The organism is Erythrobacter colymbi (assembly GCF_002155685.1).
Lineage (GTDB): Bacteria > Pseudomonadota > Alphaproteobacteria > Sphingomonadales > Sphingomonadaceae > Erythrobacter > Erythrobacter colymbi.
The window spans coordinates 22,932-40,524 of sequence record NZ_MUYK01000009.1 but is presented as its reverse complement, the minus strand read 5'-3'; the positions used below and the strand labels follow the sequence as shown (position 1 = coordinate 40,524).

General features: G+C 66.3%; 26 protein-coding genes. 23 read left to right on the top strand and 3 right to left on the bottom strand.

What is annotated here, in order from left to right; genetic code table 11:
• Positions 1-2: 2 nt before the first annotated feature.
• The 23 genes from rplP (at position 3) to BZF57_RS14950 (ending at position 14,826) form a co-directional block, all read left to right on the top strand.
• A complete protein-coding gene (gene rplP, locus BZF57_RS15060; RefSeq protein ID WP_086739446.1) occupies positions 3-437 on the top strand; it encodes a 50S ribosomal protein L16 in 435 nt (144 codons plus the stop codon).
• Positions 437-649 (top strand): 50S ribosomal protein L29, encoded by a 213-nt coding sequence (rpmC, locus tag BZF57_RS15055; RefSeq protein WP_066529807.1) that lies wholly within the window; start codon positions 437-439, stop codon positions 647-649. Before rplP ends, rpmC begins: the two co-directional genes overlap by 1 nt.
• Positions 650-661: 12 nt before the next feature.
• Positions 662-952: a 30S ribosomal protein S17 gene (gene rpsQ, locus BZF57_RS15050; protein ID WP_069310546.1), complete on the top strand. Its 291-nt coding sequence runs from the start codon at positions 662-664 to the stop codon at positions 950-952.
• Between the two features lie 75 nt (positions 953-1,027).
• Complete coding sequence (gene rplN / locus BZF57_RS15045) at positions 1,028-1,396, top strand: 50S ribosomal protein L14 (protein WP_017665135.1); 369 nt, start codon at positions 1,028-1,030, stop codon at positions 1,394-1,396.
• Entirely contained in the window at positions 1,396-1,716 is a 321-nt protein-coding gene (rplX, locus tag BZF57_RS15040; RefSeq protein WP_086739444.1) for a 50S ribosomal protein L24, read from the top strand. The genes rplN and rplX overlap by 1 nt, the downstream gene beginning before the upstream one ends.
• Complete coding sequence (rplE, locus tag BZF57_RS15035) at positions 1,709-2,290, top strand: 50S ribosomal protein L5 (protein WP_086739441.1); 582 nt, start codon at positions 1,709-1,711, stop codon at positions 2,288-2,290. Before rplX ends, rplE begins: the two co-directional genes overlap by 8 nt.
• A gap of 43 nt (positions 2,291-2,333) precedes the next feature.
• A complete protein-coding gene (gene rpsN / locus BZF57_RS15030) occupies positions 2,334-2,639 on the top strand; it encodes a 30S ribosomal protein S14 (RefSeq protein WP_086739439.1) in 306 nt (101 codons plus the stop codon).
• Between the two features lie 10 nt (positions 2,640-2,649).
• Positions 2,650-3,045, top strand: a complete 396-nt coding sequence (gene rpsH, locus BZF57_RS15025; protein WP_086739436.1) for a 30S ribosomal protein S8 — start codon at positions 2,650-2,652, stop codon at positions 3,043-3,045.
• Positions 3,045-3,578 carry a 50S ribosomal protein L6 gene (gene rplF, locus BZF57_RS15020; protein ID WP_086739434.1) on the top strand — a complete coding sequence of 178 codons (534 nt, stop codon included), beginning with the start codon at positions 3,045-3,047 and terminating at the stop codon, positions 3,576-3,578. The genes rpsH and rplF overlap by 1 nt, the downstream gene beginning before the upstream one ends.
• 1 nt (position 3,579) lies before the next feature.
• Positions 3,580-3,924, top strand: coding sequence for a 50S ribosomal protein L18 (rplR, locus tag BZF57_RS15015; protein WP_017665129.1), 345 nt, complete (start codon positions 3,580-3,582; stop codon positions 3,922-3,924).
• Between the two features lie 2 nt (positions 3,925-3,926).
• Complete coding sequence (rpsE, locus tag BZF57_RS15010; protein ID WP_086739432.1) at positions 3,927-4,637, top strand: 30S ribosomal protein S5; 711 nt, start codon at positions 3,927-3,929, stop codon at positions 4,635-4,637.
• A gap of 6 nt (positions 4,638-4,643) precedes the next feature.
• Positions 4,644-4,820: a 50S ribosomal protein L30 gene (gene rpmD, locus BZF57_RS15005; RefSeq protein ID WP_017665127.1), complete on the top strand. Its 177-nt coding sequence runs from the start codon at positions 4,644-4,646 to the stop codon at positions 4,818-4,820.
• A gap of 73 nt (positions 4,821-4,893) precedes the next feature.
• A complete protein-coding gene (gene rplO / locus BZF57_RS15000; RefSeq protein WP_086739430.1) occupies positions 4,894-5,430 on the top strand; it encodes a 50S ribosomal protein L15 in 537 nt (178 codons plus the stop codon).
• A gap of 176 nt (positions 5,431-5,606) precedes the next feature.
• Positions 5,607-6,953: a preprotein translocase subunit SecY gene (gene secY, locus BZF57_RS14995; protein WP_086739428.1), complete on the top strand. Its 1,347-nt coding sequence runs from the start codon at positions 5,607-5,609 to the stop codon at positions 6,951-6,953.
• 102 nt (positions 6,954-7,055) lie between these two features.
• Positions 7,056-7,703, top strand: coding sequence for an adenylate kinase (locus tag BZF57_RS14990; RefSeq protein WP_086739426.1), 648 nt, complete (start codon positions 7,056-7,058; stop codon positions 7,701-7,703).
• A 67-nt stretch (positions 7,704-7,770) separates the two neighbouring features.
• Positions 7,771-8,640, top strand: coding sequence for an SRPBCC family protein (locus BZF57_RS21545; protein ID WP_206073280.1), 870 nt, complete (start codon positions 7,771-7,773; stop codon positions 8,638-8,640).
• A 308-nt stretch (positions 8,641-8,948) separates the two neighbouring features.
• Entirely contained in the window at positions 8,949-9,317 is a 369-nt protein-coding gene (gene rpsM, locus BZF57_RS14980; RefSeq protein ID WP_017666382.1) for a 30S ribosomal protein S13, read from the top strand.
• 59 nt (positions 9,318-9,376) lie between these two features.
• Positions 9,377-9,766, top strand: a complete 390-nt coding sequence (gene rpsK / locus BZF57_RS14975) for a 30S ribosomal protein S11 (RefSeq protein WP_017666383.1) — start codon at positions 9,377-9,379, stop codon at positions 9,764-9,766.
• Positions 9,767-9,891: 125 nt separating this feature from the next.
• Positions 9,892-10,947 carry a DNA-directed RNA polymerase subunit alpha gene (locus BZF57_RS14970; RefSeq protein ID WP_086739424.1) on the top strand — a complete coding sequence of 352 codons (1,056 nt, stop codon included), beginning with the start codon at positions 9,892-9,894 and terminating at the stop codon, positions 10,945-10,947.
• Positions 10,948-11,101: 154 nt separating this feature from the next.
• Positions 11,102-11,521: a 50S ribosomal protein L17 gene (rplQ, locus tag BZF57_RS14965; protein WP_086739422.1), complete on the top strand. Its 420-nt coding sequence runs from the start codon at positions 11,102-11,104 to the stop codon at positions 11,519-11,521.
• Positions 11,522-11,611: 90 nt separating this feature from the next.
• Positions 11,612-13,009, top strand: coding sequence for a serine hydrolase domain-containing protein (locus BZF57_RS14960; protein ID WP_086739420.1), 1,398 nt, complete (start codon positions 11,612-11,614; stop codon positions 13,007-13,009).
• A 190-nt stretch (positions 13,010-13,199) separates the two neighbouring features.
• On the top strand, positions 13,200-13,739 hold the full coding sequence (locus BZF57_RS14955; RefSeq protein ID WP_240506009.1) for a hypothetical protein: 540 nt from the start codon (positions 13,200-13,202) through the stop codon (positions 13,737-13,739).
• Between the two features lie 205 nt (positions 13,740-13,944).
• Positions 13,945-14,826, top strand: a complete 882-nt coding sequence (locus BZF57_RS14950; RefSeq protein ID WP_086739418.1) for a hypothetical protein — start codon at positions 13,945-13,947, stop codon at positions 14,824-14,826.
• A 21-nt stretch (positions 14,827-14,847) separates the two neighbouring features.
• On the opposite strand, the gene BZF57_RS14945 is transcribed toward BZF57_RS14950, so the two are convergent.
• From BZF57_RS14945 to BZF57_RS14935, 3 genes are read right to left on the bottom strand one after another with little or no spacing between them, the layout of a single operon-like run.
• Positions 14,848-15,492 carry a trimeric intracellular cation channel family protein gene (locus tag BZF57_RS14945; protein WP_086739416.1) on the bottom strand — a complete coding sequence of 215 codons (645 nt, stop codon included), beginning with the start codon at positions 15,490-15,492 and terminating at the stop codon, positions 14,848-14,850.
• Complete coding sequence (locus BZF57_RS14940; protein WP_086739414.1) at positions 15,489-16,178, bottom strand: PepSY domain-containing protein; 690 nt, start codon at positions 16,176-16,178, stop codon at positions 15,489-15,491. Before BZF57_RS14940 ends, BZF57_RS14945 begins: the two co-directional genes overlap by 4 nt.
• Positions 16,179-16,201: 23 nt before the next feature.
• On the bottom strand, positions 16,202-17,560 hold the full coding sequence (locus BZF57_RS14935) for an amidase family protein (protein WP_086739412.1): 1,359 nt from the start codon (positions 17,558-17,560) through the stop codon (positions 16,202-16,204).
• Positions 17,561-17,593 lie beyond the last annotated feature (33 nt).

Here is a 17,593-nt window from a genome sequence, read left to right as displayed (position 1 = left end):
CCATGTTGCAACCGAAAAAGACCAAGTTCCGCAAGGCCTTCAAGGGCCGGATCAAGGGCGACGCCAAGGGCGGCACTGCGCTCAACTTCGGCTCGTACGGCCTCAAGGCCCTCGAGCCCGAGCGTATCACCGCTCGCCAGATCGAAGCGGCGCGTCGTGCCATCACCCGTCACATCAAGCGTCAGGGTCGTCTCTGGATCCGCGTGTTCCCCGATGTTCCCGTGTCGAAGAAGCCTGCCGAAGTCCGTCAGGGTAAGGGCAAGGGTTCGGTCGAATACTGGGCGGCGCGCGTGAAGCCGGGCCGTATCCTGTTCGAACTCGACGGCGTGGCCGGCCCGCTGGCCGCCGAGGCGTTCGAGCGTGCAGCGATGAAGCTGCCGATCAAGACCAAGGTTGTCGCCCGTCTCGGCGACACCAGCCACCTGGGAGGCGAATAATGGCCGATATCGCGGACCTTCGCACCAAGACCGATGACCAGCTGACCGCCGAGCTCACCGAGCTCAAGCGCGAGCAGTACAACCTCCGGTTCCAGGCTGCGACCAACCAGCTCGAGGCTCCCTCGCGCATCCGTCAGGTGCGCCGGACCATCGCGCAGATCAAGACGCTGCAGAGCGAGCGTGCGGCCAAGGCCGCCGCCGCGAAGGCGTAAGGAGTAAGCACAATGCCCAAGCGTATCCTCGTCGGGACTGTGACCTCCGACAAGACCGACAAGACCGTGACCGTGAAGGTCGAACGCAAGGTGCGTCACCCGCTCTACGGGAAGATCATCCGTCGTTCGAAGAAGTATCACGCGCACGACGAGAACAACGAATACACCGTGGGCGACGTGGTGCGGATCGAAGAGACCCGTCCGATGTCGAAGACCAAGACCTGGATCGTCAAGGACCGGGTCGTGGCGGGTGGCGTGCAGGCGGTGGAAGCCGACCTCGACGTCGCTGCTGCGGGTAACTGAATTAGGCGTAATCGGAACTACCGGGCCCCGGTCGGATCGGGCGTCCCGGAAAGCCATTGAGAAGGAACCGGATCAATGATCCAGATGCAATCCAATCTCGACGTCGCGGACAACAGCGGCGCCAAGCGCGTCCAGTGCATCAAGGTGCTGGGTGGCTCGAAGCGTCGTACCGCGGGCGTTGGCGATGTGATCGTCGTCTCCATCAAGGAGGCGCAGCCGCGCACCAAGGTCAAGAAGGGCGACGTCCATCGCGCCGTGATCGTGCGCACCCGCAAGGACGTGCGTCGTCCGGATGGCACCGTCATCCGCTTCGACACCAACGCGGCCGTGCTCGTGAACAAGAACGAGGAGCCGATCGGCACCCGTATCTTCGGCCCCGTGGTCCGCGAACTGCGCGGCAAGGGCTTCATGAAGATCATCTCGCTTGCTCCGGAGGTGCTGTGATGGCTGCCGCGAAGATCAAGAAGGGTGACAGCGTCGTCGTGCTGTCGGGCAAGGACAAGGGCCGCACCGGTACGGTCGCCCAGGTTCTCCCGAAGGACGGCAAGGTCGTTGTCGAGGACGTGAATGTCGTCGCCCGTCACCGCAAGCCCAGCCAGACCAACCCCCAGGGTGGCATCGACCGTTTCGCGGCTCCGATGCACATCTCGAAGGTTGCTCTCGCTGATCCCAAGACCGGCAAGGCCACCCGCGTCCGCTTCGAAGTGAAGGACGGCAAGAAGGTGCGCGTCGCCGTCAAGAGTGGGGAGACCATCGATGGCTGATTACACCGCCCGTCTGAAGGCCAAGTACGACAACGAGATCGTCAAGGCCATGACCGAGAAGTTCGGTTACAAGAACCGGATGGAAGTGCCCAAGCTCGAGAAGATCACGCTCAACATGGGCGTGGGCGAGGCGAGCCAGGACAAGAAGAAGGTCCAGACCGCCGCCGAGGAAATGGCGCTGATCGCTGGCCAGAAGCCGGTCATCACTCTGGCCAAGAAGTCGATCGCGCAGTTCAAGCTGCGTGAAGGCATGCCGATCGGTTGCAAGGTCACCTTGCGCCGTGAGCGGATGTACGAATTCCTCGACCGTCTCGTGACCGTCGCCATGCCGCGCATCCGCGACTTCCGCGGGCTGAACGCCAAGTCGTTCGACGGCCGCGGCAACTACGCGATGGGGCTGAAGGAACAGATCGTGTTCCCCGAAATCAGCTACGACAAGATCGAGAAGGTGCGTGGGATGGACATCATCGTCACCACCACCGCCAAGACCGACGAAGAGGCGCGCGAGCTGCTGCGCCTGTTCGGCTTCCCCTTCGCTGGTGAAGCCAAGACCGAACAGAAGGAAGCGGCGTAAGCCGTTTCCCCGTTAGAGACACGAAAGCAGAGAGCTTAAGTCCATGGCGAAACTGAGTTCCATCAACAAGAATGAGCGTCGCAAGAAGCTCGTCAAGCAGTACGCTGCGAAGTACGAGAAGCTGAAGGCGATCGCCAATGATGAATCGCTTGACGAGACGGAGCGCCTGGTCGCCCGTCTGAAGATGGCGGAGCTTCCGCGCAACGCGAACCCGACCCGGGTGCGCAACCGTTGCGCCACCACCGGCCGCCCCCGCGGCTATTACCGCAAGTTCGGCATCAACCGTATCGAACTGCGTGAACTCGGCAACAGCGGGATGATTCCCGGTCTGACCAAGTCGAGCTGGTGAGGACTGAACAATGGCAATGACCGATCCTCTGGGTGACATGCTCACCCGCATCCGCAACGGCCAGCGCGCCAAGAAGGACTCCGTCCTGACTCCGGCGAGCAACCTGCGTGCGAGCGTTCTCGAAGTGCTTCAGCGCGAAGGCTACATCCGTGGCTTCAGCGAAGACACCACGGGCAAGCACAAGGCGCTGCGGATCGAACTGAAGTATTTCGAAGGCGAGCCCGCGATCAAGCACGTGGCCCGCGTCTCGAAGCCCGGCCGCCGGATCTACTCGGGTTCCAAGGAACTCCCGACGATCCGCAACGGCCTCGGCATCACCATCGTCTCGACCCCCAAGGGTGTGCTCTCGGATGCCGAAGCGCGCAGCCAGAACGTCGGCGGCGAAGTGCTGGCGGAGGTGTTCTGATGAGCCGCATCGGTAAAAAGCCGGTCACGATCCCCGGCGGGGTCACGGCAACGATCGAGAACGGCACGCTCAGCGTGAAGGGCCCCAAGGGCACCCTGACGCTCGGCCTGTCGGATCTGATCGACTACAAGCTCGAGGACGGCGCGATTTCGGTCAAGCCGGCGAACGACACGCGTCAGGCGCGGGCGTTCTGGGGCATGCAGCGCACGCTGGTCTCGAACCTGGTCGAAGGCGTCACCGACGGCTTCACCAAGGTTCTCGTGATCAAGGGCGTCGGCTACCGCGCCAATGCGCAGGGCCGCACCCTGAAGCTTCAGCTCGGCTACAGCCACGACGTCGATCTGCCGGTGCCCGAAGGGCTTGAAGTGAAGACCCCGGACCAGACCACGATCGAGATCACCGGCATCGACAAGCAGGCCGTCGGCCAGTTTGCCGCCGAAATCCGCCGCTGGCGCAAGCCCGAGCCCTACAAGGGCAAGGGTATCGCCTACAAGGGCGAGTTTATCTTCCGCAAGGAAGGGAAGAAGAGATAAGATGGCAAAGCTTTCCCTTTTCGAACGTCGCCGTCGCCGGGTCCGCACTGCGCTTCGTGCGCGTGCCGGTGGCAAGCCCCGTCTGTCGGTGCACCGCACCGGCCGTCACATCTACGCCCAGATCATCGACGATGCGGCCGGCAAGACCGTTGCTGCCGCCTCGACGCTCGGCGCCAAGGCGAGCGGCGCGAATGTCGACGCCGCTGCCGAAGTCGGCAAGGCGATCGCCGAGGCCGCCAAGAAGGCGGGCGTGACCACTGTCGTGTTCGATCGCGGCGGGTTCCTGTTCCATGGCCGCGTCAAGGCGCTGGCCGATGCCGCCCGTGAAGGCGGGCTGGAGTTCTGATCATGGCTGACGAAAACACCATCGATACCGTCGACGTGGCGGGCGACATCGCCGGCGACGCCGGCGAAAGCCAGGGCCGTCGCGGTCGTGGCCGTGGCGGCAACCGTGAAGGCGGCGATGGCCGTGGTCGCGGTCGCGGCAACCGTGACGACCGTCGCGGCGGCAAGCCCGAGGAAGATGACGGCATCATCGAGAAGCTGGTGCACATCAACCGCGTCTCGAAGACCGTGAAGGGCGGCAAGCGCTTCGGCTTTGCGGCGCTGGTTGTGGTCGGCGACGGCCAGGGCCGCGTCGGCTTCGGCCACGGCAAGGCCCGCGAAGTGCCCGAAGCGATCACCAAGGCGACCGCCTCGGCGCGCAAGAAGATGATCCGCGTTCCGCTCAAGGAGGGCCGCACCCTGCACCACGACGGCAACGGCCGTTTCGGCGCGGGCAAGGTGACCGTCCGCACTGCGCCTCCGGGTACCGGCATCATCGCCGGCGGTCCGATGCGCGCCGTGTTCGAGAGCCTCGGCGTCGCCGACGTGGTGACCAAGTCGGTCGGCACCTCGAACCCCTACAACATGATCCGCGCCACCTTCGACGCGCTCGCTGACCAGACTTCGCCGAAGTCGGTGGCCCAGCGTCGCGGCAAGAAGGTTGCCGACCTCCTGGGTCGCGGCGGGGCCAGCGCAGCCGAGGCGGAAGCCGAAGCTGCCGCGATTGCGGAGTAACCCTCGATGGCTACCATCAAGATCAAGCAGATCGGTTCGCCGATCCGTCGTCCCGCCAGCCAGCGCCAGATCCTCATCGGTCTGGGGCTGAACAAGATGCACAAGATCGTCGAGCGTCAGGACACCCCCGAGGTGCGCGGCGCGATCGCCAAGATCCCGCATCTGGTCCAGGTGATCGACTAATCAACCGGCAAGCCCCGCTCCGGCGGGGCTTTCCATCTCTCAGCGCGACAAAAGCGAAAGCGAGTGCACACACATGAAACTGAATGACATCCGCGACAATGCCGGTGCCCGCAAGGGCCGCATCCGCGTCGGCCGTGGTATCGGCTCGGGCAAGGGCAAGACCTCGGCACGCGGCCAGAAGGGCCAGAAGGCCCGTTCGGGCGTTGCCATCAAGGGCTTCGAAGGCGGCCAGATGCCGCTTCACATGCGCCTCCCGAAGCGCGGCTTCAACAACCCCTTCGCCAAGGACTACGCCGAAGTGAACATCGGCATGATCCAGAAGTTCATCGACAGCGGCAAGCTCGATGCCAAGGCGACCGTCACCGAGGAAGCGCTGCGCGCTGCCGGTCTGGTGCGCGGCGGCAAGGACGGCGTGCGTCTGCTCGGCAAGGGTGAGATCACCGCGAAGGTCGCCTTCGCCGTGACCGGCGCGACCAAGGGCGCGATCGCCGCGGTCGAAAAGGCCGGCGGCAGCGTCGAAGTGGCTCCCGCCAAGACCCCCGAGCACGAGAAGAAGCTCGCCCGCCGCGACGCCAATCGTGCCGCTGCTGGGGCCGCCAAGGCGAAGTAATCGACAAAAGGTGGCGCGCGGGGGTTCGACAAGAGCCCCCGCGCTCCCTATTTACGCTCTCGCGCGCCGGACCAGCTCTCCCGATCGAGGGCCAGCGGTCGTAAACAGGGCGCGTTGACGAGGGTGCGAGGGATGTCTTTCCCTGCCGCACCGCGAGCTAGGATCGACAGAACGACATGGCATCACGCGCCGACAATATCGCGAGCAACCTGAACCTCGGCAATTTTGCCAAGGCGACCGAGCTCAAGCAGCGCATCTGGTTCACCATCGGTGCGCTGATTGTCTTCCGCTTCCTGAGCTTCGTGCCGCTGCCCGGGATCGACCCGGTCGCGCTGGCGGAGTTCAACAGCCGCGCATCGGGCACGATCCTCGACCTGTTCAACACCTTCTCGGGCGGCGCGCTCGAGCGCATGAGCCTGATTGCGGTCGGCATCATGCCCTACATCACGGCCTCGATCGTGGTGCAGATGGCCTCGGCCCTGCATCCGGCGCTGGCGGCGATGAAGAAGGAAGGCGCGAGCGGGCGCCAGAAGCTCAACCAGTACACCCGCTATGGCGCGGTGCTGCTGTGCATCATCCAGGGCTATGCCGTCGCGCACAATGCTGTCGCGCAGCAGTTCGCCGTCGACACCAGCTGGCTGTTCTACGTCTCGACCATCATCAACGTCACTGGCGGGACCATGTTCCTCCTGTGGCTGGGCGAGCAGATCACGAGCCGCGGCATCGGCAACGGCGTGTCGCTGATCATCATGGCCGGCATCGTCGCGCAGTTCCCGAACTTCATCACCAACCTGTTCGAAGGCGGCCGGACCGGTGCGATCGCGCCGGCCGTGATCATCGGCTTCATCGTGATGGTCGTCGTGCTGATCCTGCTGATTGCCTTCATGGAGCGCGCCCAGCGCCGCCTGACGATCCAGTATCCCAAGCGCGCGACCGAGCGCGGGATGATGCAGGCCGAGCGTTCCTATCTTCCGCTCAAGATCAACACCGCCGGCGTGATCCCGCCGATCTTCGCCAGCTCGCTGCTGCTGCTGCCGCTGACGGTGACACAGCTGGTGGGTGGTTCGATCGATTCGAACAGCACGACCTATTCGGTGCTTCAGACGCTAAACCAGTATCTTCAGCACGGGCAGCTGCTCTACACGATCCTCTATGCGATCGGCATCGTGTTCTTCTGCTTCTTCTACACCGCGGTGGTCTTCAACCCCGAGGAGACGGCGGACAACCTCAAGAAGAACGGCGGCTCCATCCCCGGCATCCGTCCTGGCAAGCGCACGGCGGATTACCTCGAATATGTGCTGACCCGCATCACCGTTATCGGCGCGATCTACCTAGCGGTGGTCTGCGTGGTGCCGGAGTACATGATCGCCCAGACCGGTGTGCCGCTGTTCCTTGGCGGGACCTCGCTGCTGATCGTCGTGAACGTCACGGTCGACACCATCAGCCAGATCCAGTCGCACCTGCTGGCGCTCCAGTACGGCGATCTCATCAAGAAAGCGAAGCTGAAGGGACGGATGCGCTGATATCCGACATAAGTCGGCTTGACGCGCACCCTCGCTTGGTTGAACCCACTTGTCTGAAAACGCGCACCGGGCGTTGATCCTGGGCGATATGGGGGACGGTTCGTGAACATCATTCTTCTTGGCCCTCCCGGCGCCGGCAAGGGAACGCAGAGCGCAGGGCTGGTCGAGCGGCATGGCATGCGCCAGCTTTCGACCGGCGACATGCTGCGCGCCGCAGTGAAGGCGGGCACGCCGGTGGGCCTGCGCGCCAAGGAAGTCATGGAGCGCGGCGAGCTGGTCTCGGACGAGATCGTCTCCGACCTGATCGATGCCGAGCTTGCCGCGATGGCGCCCGAAACCGGCGCGATCTTCGACGGCTATCCCCGCACCGCCGCGCAGGCGGATTCGCTCGACGCGATCCTCGCCAAGAACGGCCGCGTGCTCGACCACGTGATCGAGCTCGAAGTCAACGAGGACGCTCTGGTCGAACGGATCACCGGGCGTTTCTCCTGCGGCAATTGCGGCGCGCTCTACCACGACACGGCCAATCCGCCGAAGGTAGCGGGCGTATGCGACACCTGCGGCAGCACCGAGTTCAAGCGTCGCCCTGACGACAACGAGGAAACCGTGCGCACGCGCATGGCCGAGTACCGCGCCAAGACCGCGCCGATCCTGCCGGGCTATGAAGCGCGCGGGATCGTTACGCGGATCGACGGGATGGCCGCGATCGACACGGTCGCGGGCGAGATCGACGCGATCCTCGCCAGCTGATCGCGCGCTTGCGCTGCGTGCGCGTTTGCCGCAGCCTAGTCCGGTGATCGCAAGGGAGGGTCTTGCCATGAAGCTTACGAAATCCGCGCTGGCGGCGGTTCTCGCGTCCGCCGCTTTGGCGAGCGCCGCGCCGCTCTCGGCCGAAGTGACGCGGACGACCGACGACAGTTTTGTCTCGCGCAACGAAGTGGTGGTCGAAGCCACTCCCAAGGAGGTGTGGCTCGCGCTGATCAGCCCCTCGGGCTGGTGGCAGTCCGCGCACACCTGGTCGGGCGATGCCAAGAACCTCACCCTGATGCCACAGGCGGGCGGGTGCTTCTGCGAGACCATTCCGGAAGTCGACGAGCCGGGGCGCTTCACGCTTCAGGGCAGCGTCGAGCACATGCGGGTGGTGCAGGCCTATCCCGAACAGGCGCTGCGCATGATCGGCAGCCTCGGTCCGCTCCAGAGCGAGCCGGTGACGGGGGTGCTCACCATCGTGATCAGCACCGTCCCCAAGGGCACGCGGATCGTGTTCGAGTATAATGTCGGCGGCCCGATGCGTTACGAGATCCCGGTGATCTCCAAGGCCGTCGACGGCGTGATGGCGGCGCAGATCGCCTCGCTGGCGAAGCCGCTCGGCGTGGTGCCGATGCCGCCACCGCCGGAGCCGGCCCCTGCGGATGAGCCGGCACCTGACGCGGCGCCTGCCGATAAGCCTGCGGCAATGGCAGGGCAGGGCGGGGCGGCGAAGCCGGCTGCGGTACCCGCTGGGACAGCCAAGCCAGCCGGCGCACCGACACCTGCTCCGGCGGCGAAGGGCACGGCGGCACCCGCCACCGCTCCCAAGCCCGCGCCTGCCGCCACACCGGCCACCAAGCCTGCCCCCAAGCCGGCTCCGAAGACCCCCTCGGTCGAGGATGCCTTCGACGATCTGGCCGACAAGCCGAAGGCCTGAGGGCAACGGAGCAGGCGCGCGATCTGCGTTCCTATGTGCTTGAACGCCGTGCCAGATTTTCGGGCTGTCCCGTTTGCGGGCACTGTAGTTGACGCCGCGCGCGAATCAGCCTATGCGCGCCGCTCATTCGACATGTTCGAAGCAAGTTCGGCAGGCATCGCCCTTGCGCGTGCCGACCGGACTTTTTGCCGTTTGTGATCCGGCCTCAGCGCCTCGGTCATCCCGGCAAGCGGACACGAGGATGAATGAGCGTTGAGATAGGGGTGGCCGGATAAGCCGCGAAACCCCTGTGGAGCATGGAGAAATAAGTGGCTCGTATTGCCGGGGTCAATATCCCCACCAACAAGCGCGTGATCATCGCGCTCACCTACATTCACGGGATCGGTCGCACGACCGCCGTCCAGATCGCTGACAAGCTCGGCATCGCGCACACCGCGCGCGTGCAGGACCTCTCGGACGAGGAAATCCTGCGCATCCGCGAAACCATCGACGCCGATTTCACCGTGGAAGGCGACCTGCGTCGCCAGACCGCGATGAACATCAAGCGACTGATGGACCTGCGCGCCTATCGCGGCCTGCGTCACCGTAGCGGTCTGCCCGTTCGCGGCCAGCGCACCCACACCAACGCCCGCACCCGCAAGGGCAAGGCCAAGCCCATCGCGGGCAAGAAGAAGTAAGCTTCCGGGGCTCAGGCCCACAGGCTTTTTCCTTCTGACGAGCTAGAGGAATTCAAACAATGGCACGCGAACCTGGCCGTATCCGGCGTCGTGACAAGAAGAACATCACCAGCGGCGTTGCGCACATCAACGCCAGCTTCAACAACACCATGATCACCATCACCGATGCGCAGGGCAATGCGATCAGCTGGTCCAGCGCCGGCATGATGGGTTTCAAGGGCAGCCGTAAGTCGACCCCCTATGCCGCTCAGGTGGCTGCGGACGACGCCGGCAAGAAGGCCGCCGAACACGGCGTGCGCACCCTCGAAGTCGAAGTGAAGGGTCCCGGTTCGGGCCGCGAAAGCGCGCTCCGGGGTCTTGCGGCTGTCGGTTTCAACATTACCTCGATCCGCGACGTCACCCCGATCCCGCACAACGGGGTCCGTCCGTCCAAGCGTCGCCGCGTCTGATCCGCCGGGATGGCGGGGGCGCGTGCCGCCTCCGCCGCCCGAACGGGTCTGATGTGGCGCCTCGCGCCTGCGCATCCGGCCCGCCCAAGTTTGAACCGCCCGTCAGGGCGAATTAGGGGAAATCCATGTCCGTCAACACCAAGAACTGGCAGGAACTCAAGAAACCCAACTCCCTGGAAATCAAGGATGGCGGCGATCGTCAGCGCAAGGCGACCTTCGTGGCCGAACCGCTCGAGCGGGGCTTTGGCCTGACGCTCGGCAACGCGCTGCGCCGGGTGCTGCTTTCGAGCCTGCAGGGCGCCGCGATCACCTCGATCAAGATCGAGAATGTGCTCCACGAATTCTCCTCGCTCGCGGGCGTGCGTGAAGACGTGACCGACATCGTCCTCAACGTGAAGCAGATCGCGCTGAAGATGGAAGGCGAAGGCCCCAAGCGGCTCCAGCTTTCGGCCACCGGCCCGGGCGAAGTCCGCGCCGGCGACATCGCCGTGACCGGCGATATCGAGGTGATGAACAAGGATCTCGTGATCTGCCACCTCGACGAAGGCGCGACGCTCAACATGGAGCTGACCGCGGACACCGGCAAGGGCTATAGCCCGGCCGTGCAGAACCGTCCGGCCGACGCGCCGATCGGTCTGATCCCGGTCGACTCGCTCTACTCGCCCGTCCGTCAGGTGAGCTACAAGGTCGAGAACGCCCGCGTCGGGCAGGAGCTCGATTACGACAAGCTCTCGCTGACCGTCGAGACCGACGGCACCGTCACCCCGGAAGACGCCGTGGCCTATGCCGCGCGCATCCTCCAGGACCAGCTGACGCTGTTCGTCCACTTCGAAGACGGCATCCCGCAGCCGGTCGGCCAGATGATCGGCCACGCCGTGCAGCCGGAAGAGAGCGACGCCAACCAGCTCAACCGTTACCTCCTCAAGAAGGTGGACGAGCTGGAACTGTCGGTGCGTTCGGCCAACTGCCTCAAGAACGACAACATCATCTACATCGGCGATCTGGTCCAGAAGACCGAAGCCGAGATGCTGCGCACGCCGAACTTCGGTCGCAAGTCGCTCAACGAGATCAAGGAAGTGCTCTCGAGCATGGGCCTGCGCCTTGGCATGGACATCCCGGGCTGGCCGCCCGAGAACATCGAGGAAATGGCCAAGAAGCTCGAGCAGGAACTTCTCGGTTAATCACCACTGTCATCCCCGCGAAAGCGGGGACCCAGTGCGGTTACGCTTTAGATTCCCGCTTTCGCGGGAATGACAACCAAGGGCAGGTCGGACCCTTTCCGACCAGAACCGGGCTACCTCACACGGGCCCCTTTCGAACGAAGGATGAAGTAAAATGCGTCATGGTATTTCGGGCCGCAAGCTCGGCCGCAAGACCGGTCACCGCCACGCGCTGCTGCGCAACCTCGCGGCGGCTCTGATCAAGCACGAGCAGATCACCACCACGCTCCCCAAGGCGAAGGAACTGCGTCCCTACGTCGAAAAGCTGATCACGCTGGCGAAGCGTGGCGGTCTTTCGAACCGTCGTCTGGCCATGAGCCGTCTGGGTGACGAGACCCAGCTGAAGAAGCTCTTCGAAGTGCTCGCCGAACGCTACAGCGACCGTGACGGTGGCTACACCCGCGTGCTGCGCGCTGGCGTGCGCGCCGGTGACGCGGTGCAGATGGCGATCATCGAACTCGTCGACCGCGACGAAGCTGCCAAGGGCCAGGATTCGGGTCCGGTGCAGTCGGAAGACGAATACGAAGACGCGTAAACCGCGCTTTTCTATCGGGACAGGTGAAGGGCCGGGGCGGAAACGCTTCCGGCCCTTTCCTTTTGCGTGGCGGCAGATAGTCTGCGCGCCATGATCCGCACCGCCCTTGCAGCCGCCACGCTGCTCCTCGCCGTTCCCGCCGCAGCACAGAACCAGCAGGAGGCGCTCGACGCCCGCTACGACCGCGCGCTGGCGGCGGGATACAAGGCGCTGATGCTGTGCGGGGCCATCGCCAATGCCGAGGCCAACGGCGCGGTCCGCACACCTGAAAGCGTGATGCAGTGGGAGCTGACGGGGATCCAGGCCCCGCTCGATGGCATCATCGCCGATCTGCCGTTCGAGATCGTCCGCCGCCCGAGCGGCCAGATCGCCCATGTCGCGGTCCGCTGGGCCGAGGACATGCCCGCGCGTCTCGCCGCCTATTACGGGCCGCAGACCGGGTGCTCGGTGCTCCCCATCGGCGCGCCCGAGGATTCGACCAGTCCTGCGCAGCCAGCACCGCGCTCGCCTGCGGCGCAGGCGGTGGCTCAGCCCAAAACGATGCCGTCCAAAGCGCGGCAGGCTGTCGGGGCGGTTGCGGACAAAGCGCTGGCCGCCACCGACTATGGCAAGGGAGCCAGAACGACCGCGGTGGTGGTGTTCGACCAGGCGCTCGGCACGGCGGAGTTCTACGCTCCCGGCTTCGACGCGAAGACCCCGCAGCGCACCTTCTCGGTCGCCAAGAGTATCGCGGCATCGCTGGTCGGCGGGGCGGTGCTTTCAGGCGAGGTCAGCACCGATGATCCCATAGCGCTGCAATACTGGACGGCGGGCGGCCCGACCGATCCTCGCAATGCCATCACCCTCGACCATGCCCTGCGCATGGCGACGGGGCGCTATTCCGATACCCCGGGCAACCGCACCGATCCGCTCTATTACGGCGGCTCGACCATCAATGAGACCGTCACGCAGTGGCCGCTCATCTACAAGCCGGGCACGGTGTTCCGCTATGCCAACAACGATACGCTGCTGGCGCTGAAGGCGATCAAGAACTGGCTCGATTTCTACCCGCCGCACGAATTCTTCGCAAAGCTCGGGATGACGAACACGGTCGCCGAGACGGACTGGAAGGGCGACTATGTCCTGTCCTCGCAGGTCTGGTCCACCGCGCCCGATCTGGCGCGCTTCGGGCAGCTCTACCTGAACGACGGCGTGCTCCCGTCAGGCGAGCGGGTGCTGCCCGAGGGGTGGGTGAAGTATGTCTCCTCGCCCAGCGGCCCGCAGCCGGCCACGGGGACCTTCGGCTATGGCGCGGGGTTCTGGCTGCTGAACAGGGAGGAGGGCGTGCCGCCCGATACCTTCGCGGCCAATGGCAACCGCGGGCAGTATGTGGTGATCGTGCCCTCGCGCAAGGTCGTGATCGTGCGGCGGGGCGAGGATCCGGCGGGGAGCGGCTTCGACATTGCCGCCTTCACGCGCGATGTGCTGAAGGCGCTGCCGGGCGACTAAGTTGACGTAGGGCATGCGGAGTGCCGCCTGCGCGAACTTGTCTGCTTGCGACGAGCCGTTCATCGAAACGTCGTCGAAAATTAACAACACCTGTCACCGTGATTCAGCGAGGCCTCACGCCGAATCGCGCAAAAGCATCCTCGAGCCCGCGGCAATCCCGCCCGCGGCGCTGGATACGAGGAATGCTCCGATGACCACCACGACCCCCCGGCTGGCCTCCGGCAAAATGGCCCGGCTCGCTCTCGGCGCGGTGGCTGCCACCGCCCTGACCGCAGCCTCCGTCACCCCCGCCATGGCGCGCGATCACCGCGACCGCGACGGCATCAGCGCGGGCGAGATCATTGCCGGCGCTGTCGTGATCGGCGGCATCGCGGCGCTTGCGGGTGCCTTCGACGGTGACCGCGACCGCGACCGCTATGACTACCGCGACTACCGCGGCGATCGCTGGGATCGCGGCGGGTGGGGCTACAGCGTCAGCCCGCGCGTTGCGGTCGACCGCTGCGTGCGCGCTGCCGAGAACCAGGCGCGGCGCTTTGGCGGCTACCGCTATGCCGACGTGATCGACGTGCGCGACATCGACCGCACTCGTGACGGCTTCCGCGTCCGTGGCCGCATCGATGTCGGCGGCGGCTGGGACCGCCGGGGCAGTGACCGCGGCAACTTCACCTGCCGCTTCGATGGCCGCGGCCAGCCCTTCGTCGACTACAGCGGGATCCGCAATCTGCGCTGATCCGGCCTGACCCAATAGCTTTCGCGCGTCGTTTTGCCTTTTCTCGGCGCGCAACCTTGCCGCCTCGCCATCTTCCACCGGATGGCGGGGCGGTTTCGTTCGGGGGCGGCTTCATTCAGCCCAGCGCAAGCTCGGCACGGCTAGTCTTGCGCGCATCGGGGGCGTTGGTGGGCGCTTCTGAGCATAGCAACAGGAGAGAGCAAACATGGCTCTGACTTTCCGCGCCGGCCTGCTGGCGGGCGCGCTGGCCGCCACCACCCTTCTTGCCGCCCCTGCTTCCGCCGCGTCTGTGACATCCGGCGTGGACCTCGGCGCGGCTTCCACCACTTTCGACGCAAGTCGCTACAACCCCGCTGCCGATACGGCCGAATGGGGCTGTCGCTGGAACTGCGGTTGGGGCCGCGGGCGGGGCTGGGGTCGTCACCGCGGCTGGCGCCGTGACCGTGTGGACGCGGGCGATGTGCTGATCGGCGCTGCGATCATTGGCGGGATCGTTGCCATCGCCAGCGCCAACAATCGCCGCGAGCGCGAACGTGAAGTGGTCGTCGTCGACCGCGACCCGCGTTACCGTGACCGTGACTGGAACCGCGAGCCGGACCCGCGCTACCGCGACGATCGCCGCGCCGCGCCGCGCGGCACGGGCTCCTCAGGCCTCGATAATGCAGTGAACATGTGCCTCGACCGGATCGAGCGCGACGTGCGGGTCGACACCGTCGACAATGTCGAGCGCACCGCGAGCGGGTGGCAGGTCAGCGGATCGCTGTTCAACGGCTCGGGCTTCCAGTGCCGGATCGGCAACAATGGCCAGATCGACGCGGTCGACTATGGCGATGGCTTCGCTTCGCGCGCGGCTGCGCCTGCCGATGGCCAGTGGAGCGACGAGAGTTACGCCGACGCCCGTGCGCGGGTCGGCGGGTCGGTTCGTCCGGACCTCGCGGTCAGCGAGGCGAGCGCGCAGGGGACAGAGCTCGTGACGGCCCCGCCTGCCCGCAGCGCTGCGGCGACTGCGGTAGCGCTCGCCTATCCCGGCGCGCCGATCCCGGGCGAGGACATTCCCGAAACGCTCGAAGAGGCAACCGGCGGCTGAGCCTGCTGTCGGGAGGGGAGCCTAGCTCCCCTCGCGCCTTTCGCCGTAGCTCGGCAGGCCCCATTCCCACCGGATCGCCGCGCTGCGCAGCGCGAAGCCGCATAGGAAGGCGACGCCCCATGCGGCTTCGTCCGGCAGGCCGACGTGCGGTGCAGCCAGCATCCCCGCCACGCTCAAGGATGCGGTGAGGGCCGCGGGGGTGACATAGAGCTCGGGGCTCATGATGATCGAGGGGCGGCCTGCCACGACGTCGCGGATGATCCCGCCGACGCAGCCGGTAATGACGCCCATCAGCGCCGCGGGCACCGGCGGGATGCCGTAGGCAAGGGCCTTCGCGCTCCCCAGCACGGCATAAGCGGCGAGCCCCGCGCCGTCGGCATAGTCGAAGCCCTTGCCCTCCCACCAGCGGATCGGTGTGAACCACGCGATCAGCGCGGTGCCGAGGCACACGGCGGCGACCCAGGGATCGTCGATCCAGAACACCGGTGCGCGGATCAGCAGATCGCGCACCGTGCCGCCGCCGACCCCCGTCACCAGCGCGAAGAAGGCCATCGTCACGAAGGTCTGCCTGAGCCGCGCCGCCAGCACCGCGCCCGACAGCGCGAAAAGCGCGATACCCGCCAGATCGAGCAGGTCGAGGATCGGGGTGAGGACGGTTGGGGTCATGAGTTGACGGAAGGCCGCGCCTTGCGCCTGCGGAACATCAGCACGCAGCCGATCAAGGCGCCGGTCAGGGACAGGGCCGCGAACAGGATCAGCACGGGGTGGCTGGTATCCTCGCGCTCCGAGAGGTCCATGATGTGGAGGCCCCAGGCAAAGTCGAAGGCGCGCCACCAGCGGGTGCGCACCGCCTCGATCTCGCCCGTGTCGCGCCCGACATAGACATTGGTGCCGTCGGCGAGTGCGACTTGCCACGCGACAAGCGGACGACGGAAATCGAAGGGTGCCTTGTCGGCAGGGAAGAGGGTCACGCGTTCGACCTTCGCGCCGCCCTCGATCCGCTGCGCCACCAGTGCGCGGGCGGCGACGGCGTCGAGCGGCTTCAGCGCGGTGCCGGTGGCGAAGTCGACCCGGCGGATCTCGCCCGTCAATGTCGTCAGGATCGCCACCGCGCGGCCCTGCTGCATGACCACGCGCATCTCCTTCAGCCCGGCCTCGGGCGAGGCGAGCGTGCTGCCGGGCAGCACGAGTGGCGCGGGCTCGACCGGGCGGCGCAGGGTCTCGCCGCGCACTTCCTCGATCGGACGCAGGGTCATGAACAGGCCGGTGGCGAGCCACATGGCGATCGGCACCCCGACCAGCCAGCCGAGCCAGATGTGCCACTTGGCGAGAGTGCGCATGGAGATTGCCATGCCCGCGCCATGCAGAAGCGCGGTTAGCTGTGCAAGATGTTCCCGATCGCCTCGGCCGCCGCGATGCAATCGAGATCGCGCCAGCGCGGGCCGATGACCTGCATCCCGCAGGGCAGTTCGCTGCCGAGATAGGTGCCGCTGCCGATCGGGAGCACGGTGGCTGGCAGGCCGGGGAAGGTCGCCATGCCGGCCCATACCAGCCCGCTCCCGGCAGGTTCGATCGCGCCGTCGATGTCGAAGCCGGCGCGGAAGACGGCCTGGTCGGCGTGCGGGACGGCAAGGACGGGGGCGGGCGGGGCGAGGACGAAGTCGTATTCGGCGAAAAGCGCCTCCCATTCGGCCATGCAGGCGGCCTGCGCGTTCATCAGCGCGAACCAGTCGGCGGCGGTGGCGCGGGCGCCGTCCGGGGCGGGAGCGCCGCCGGACAGCGCGATGTTCATCATCTTGACATAGCTGCGATAGTGCCGCGCCTGATCGGGCAACAGGTCGCTCGCCCGGTCGATCCGGACACCGGCGCGGGCGAGAGTTTCGAGCGCCGCCTCGGTCGGCCCCAGCACGCTGGCATCCACGGGAGAGCCCGGCAGGCCGGTGATCGCCAGCAGGCGGCACTCGCGGATCGGCTTGGGGCGGCGGCGGAGCGGCACGTCGGCCCCGACCTCGACCAGCACCGCGAGGTCGGCAGCATTGCGCGCCAGCGGTCCGGCGATGCTCAGGGGGCCGTCGGCCGCGGCAAGAAAGCCCTCGCGGCGCGACATGGCGGGGTGGTCGTGGCCGTGCTTGGGGACGAGGCCCCAGGTGGTCTTGTGGCCCCACACCCCGCAGAAATGCGCCGGCACGCGCACCGATCCGCCGATGTCGGTGCCGTAGTCGCAGGGCACCATGCCGCTCGCCACCGCCGCTGCGCTCCCGCCCGAGGATCCGCCGGGCGAGCGCGCAGTGTCGTGCGGGTTGCGGGTGCGGCCATAGACCGGGTTGAAACTCTGCCAGTCGGTGAGGTCGACCGGGACGTTGGTCTTGCCGATGATGATCGCGCCGGCCGCCTTCAGCCGCCTGACCAGCAGCGCATCGGTCGGTGCGACCTTGTCCTTGAACTGCGGATGGCCCCAGGTGGTCGGCAGGCCCGCGACGTCGAAGCTTTCCTTGATCGTCATCGGTACGCCGAACAACGGCTGGTCGAGCCGCCGCGGGGCGTTGTCCATCGCCCGCGCCGTCTCGCAGGCCCGTTCGAAATCAGGCACCGCGAGCGCGCAGATCTCGGCATCGAGCCGCCCGGCGCGGGTGATCGCGGCATCGACCGCTTCGGCGACGCTGAGCTTGCGCGTACGGATCGCGAGCGCAGTCGCCAGCGCACCGGCTTTGTCGGTCAATTGCGGATAGGCCATGCGTGAAATTCTCCCCTCGGAGAGAAGGTCTAG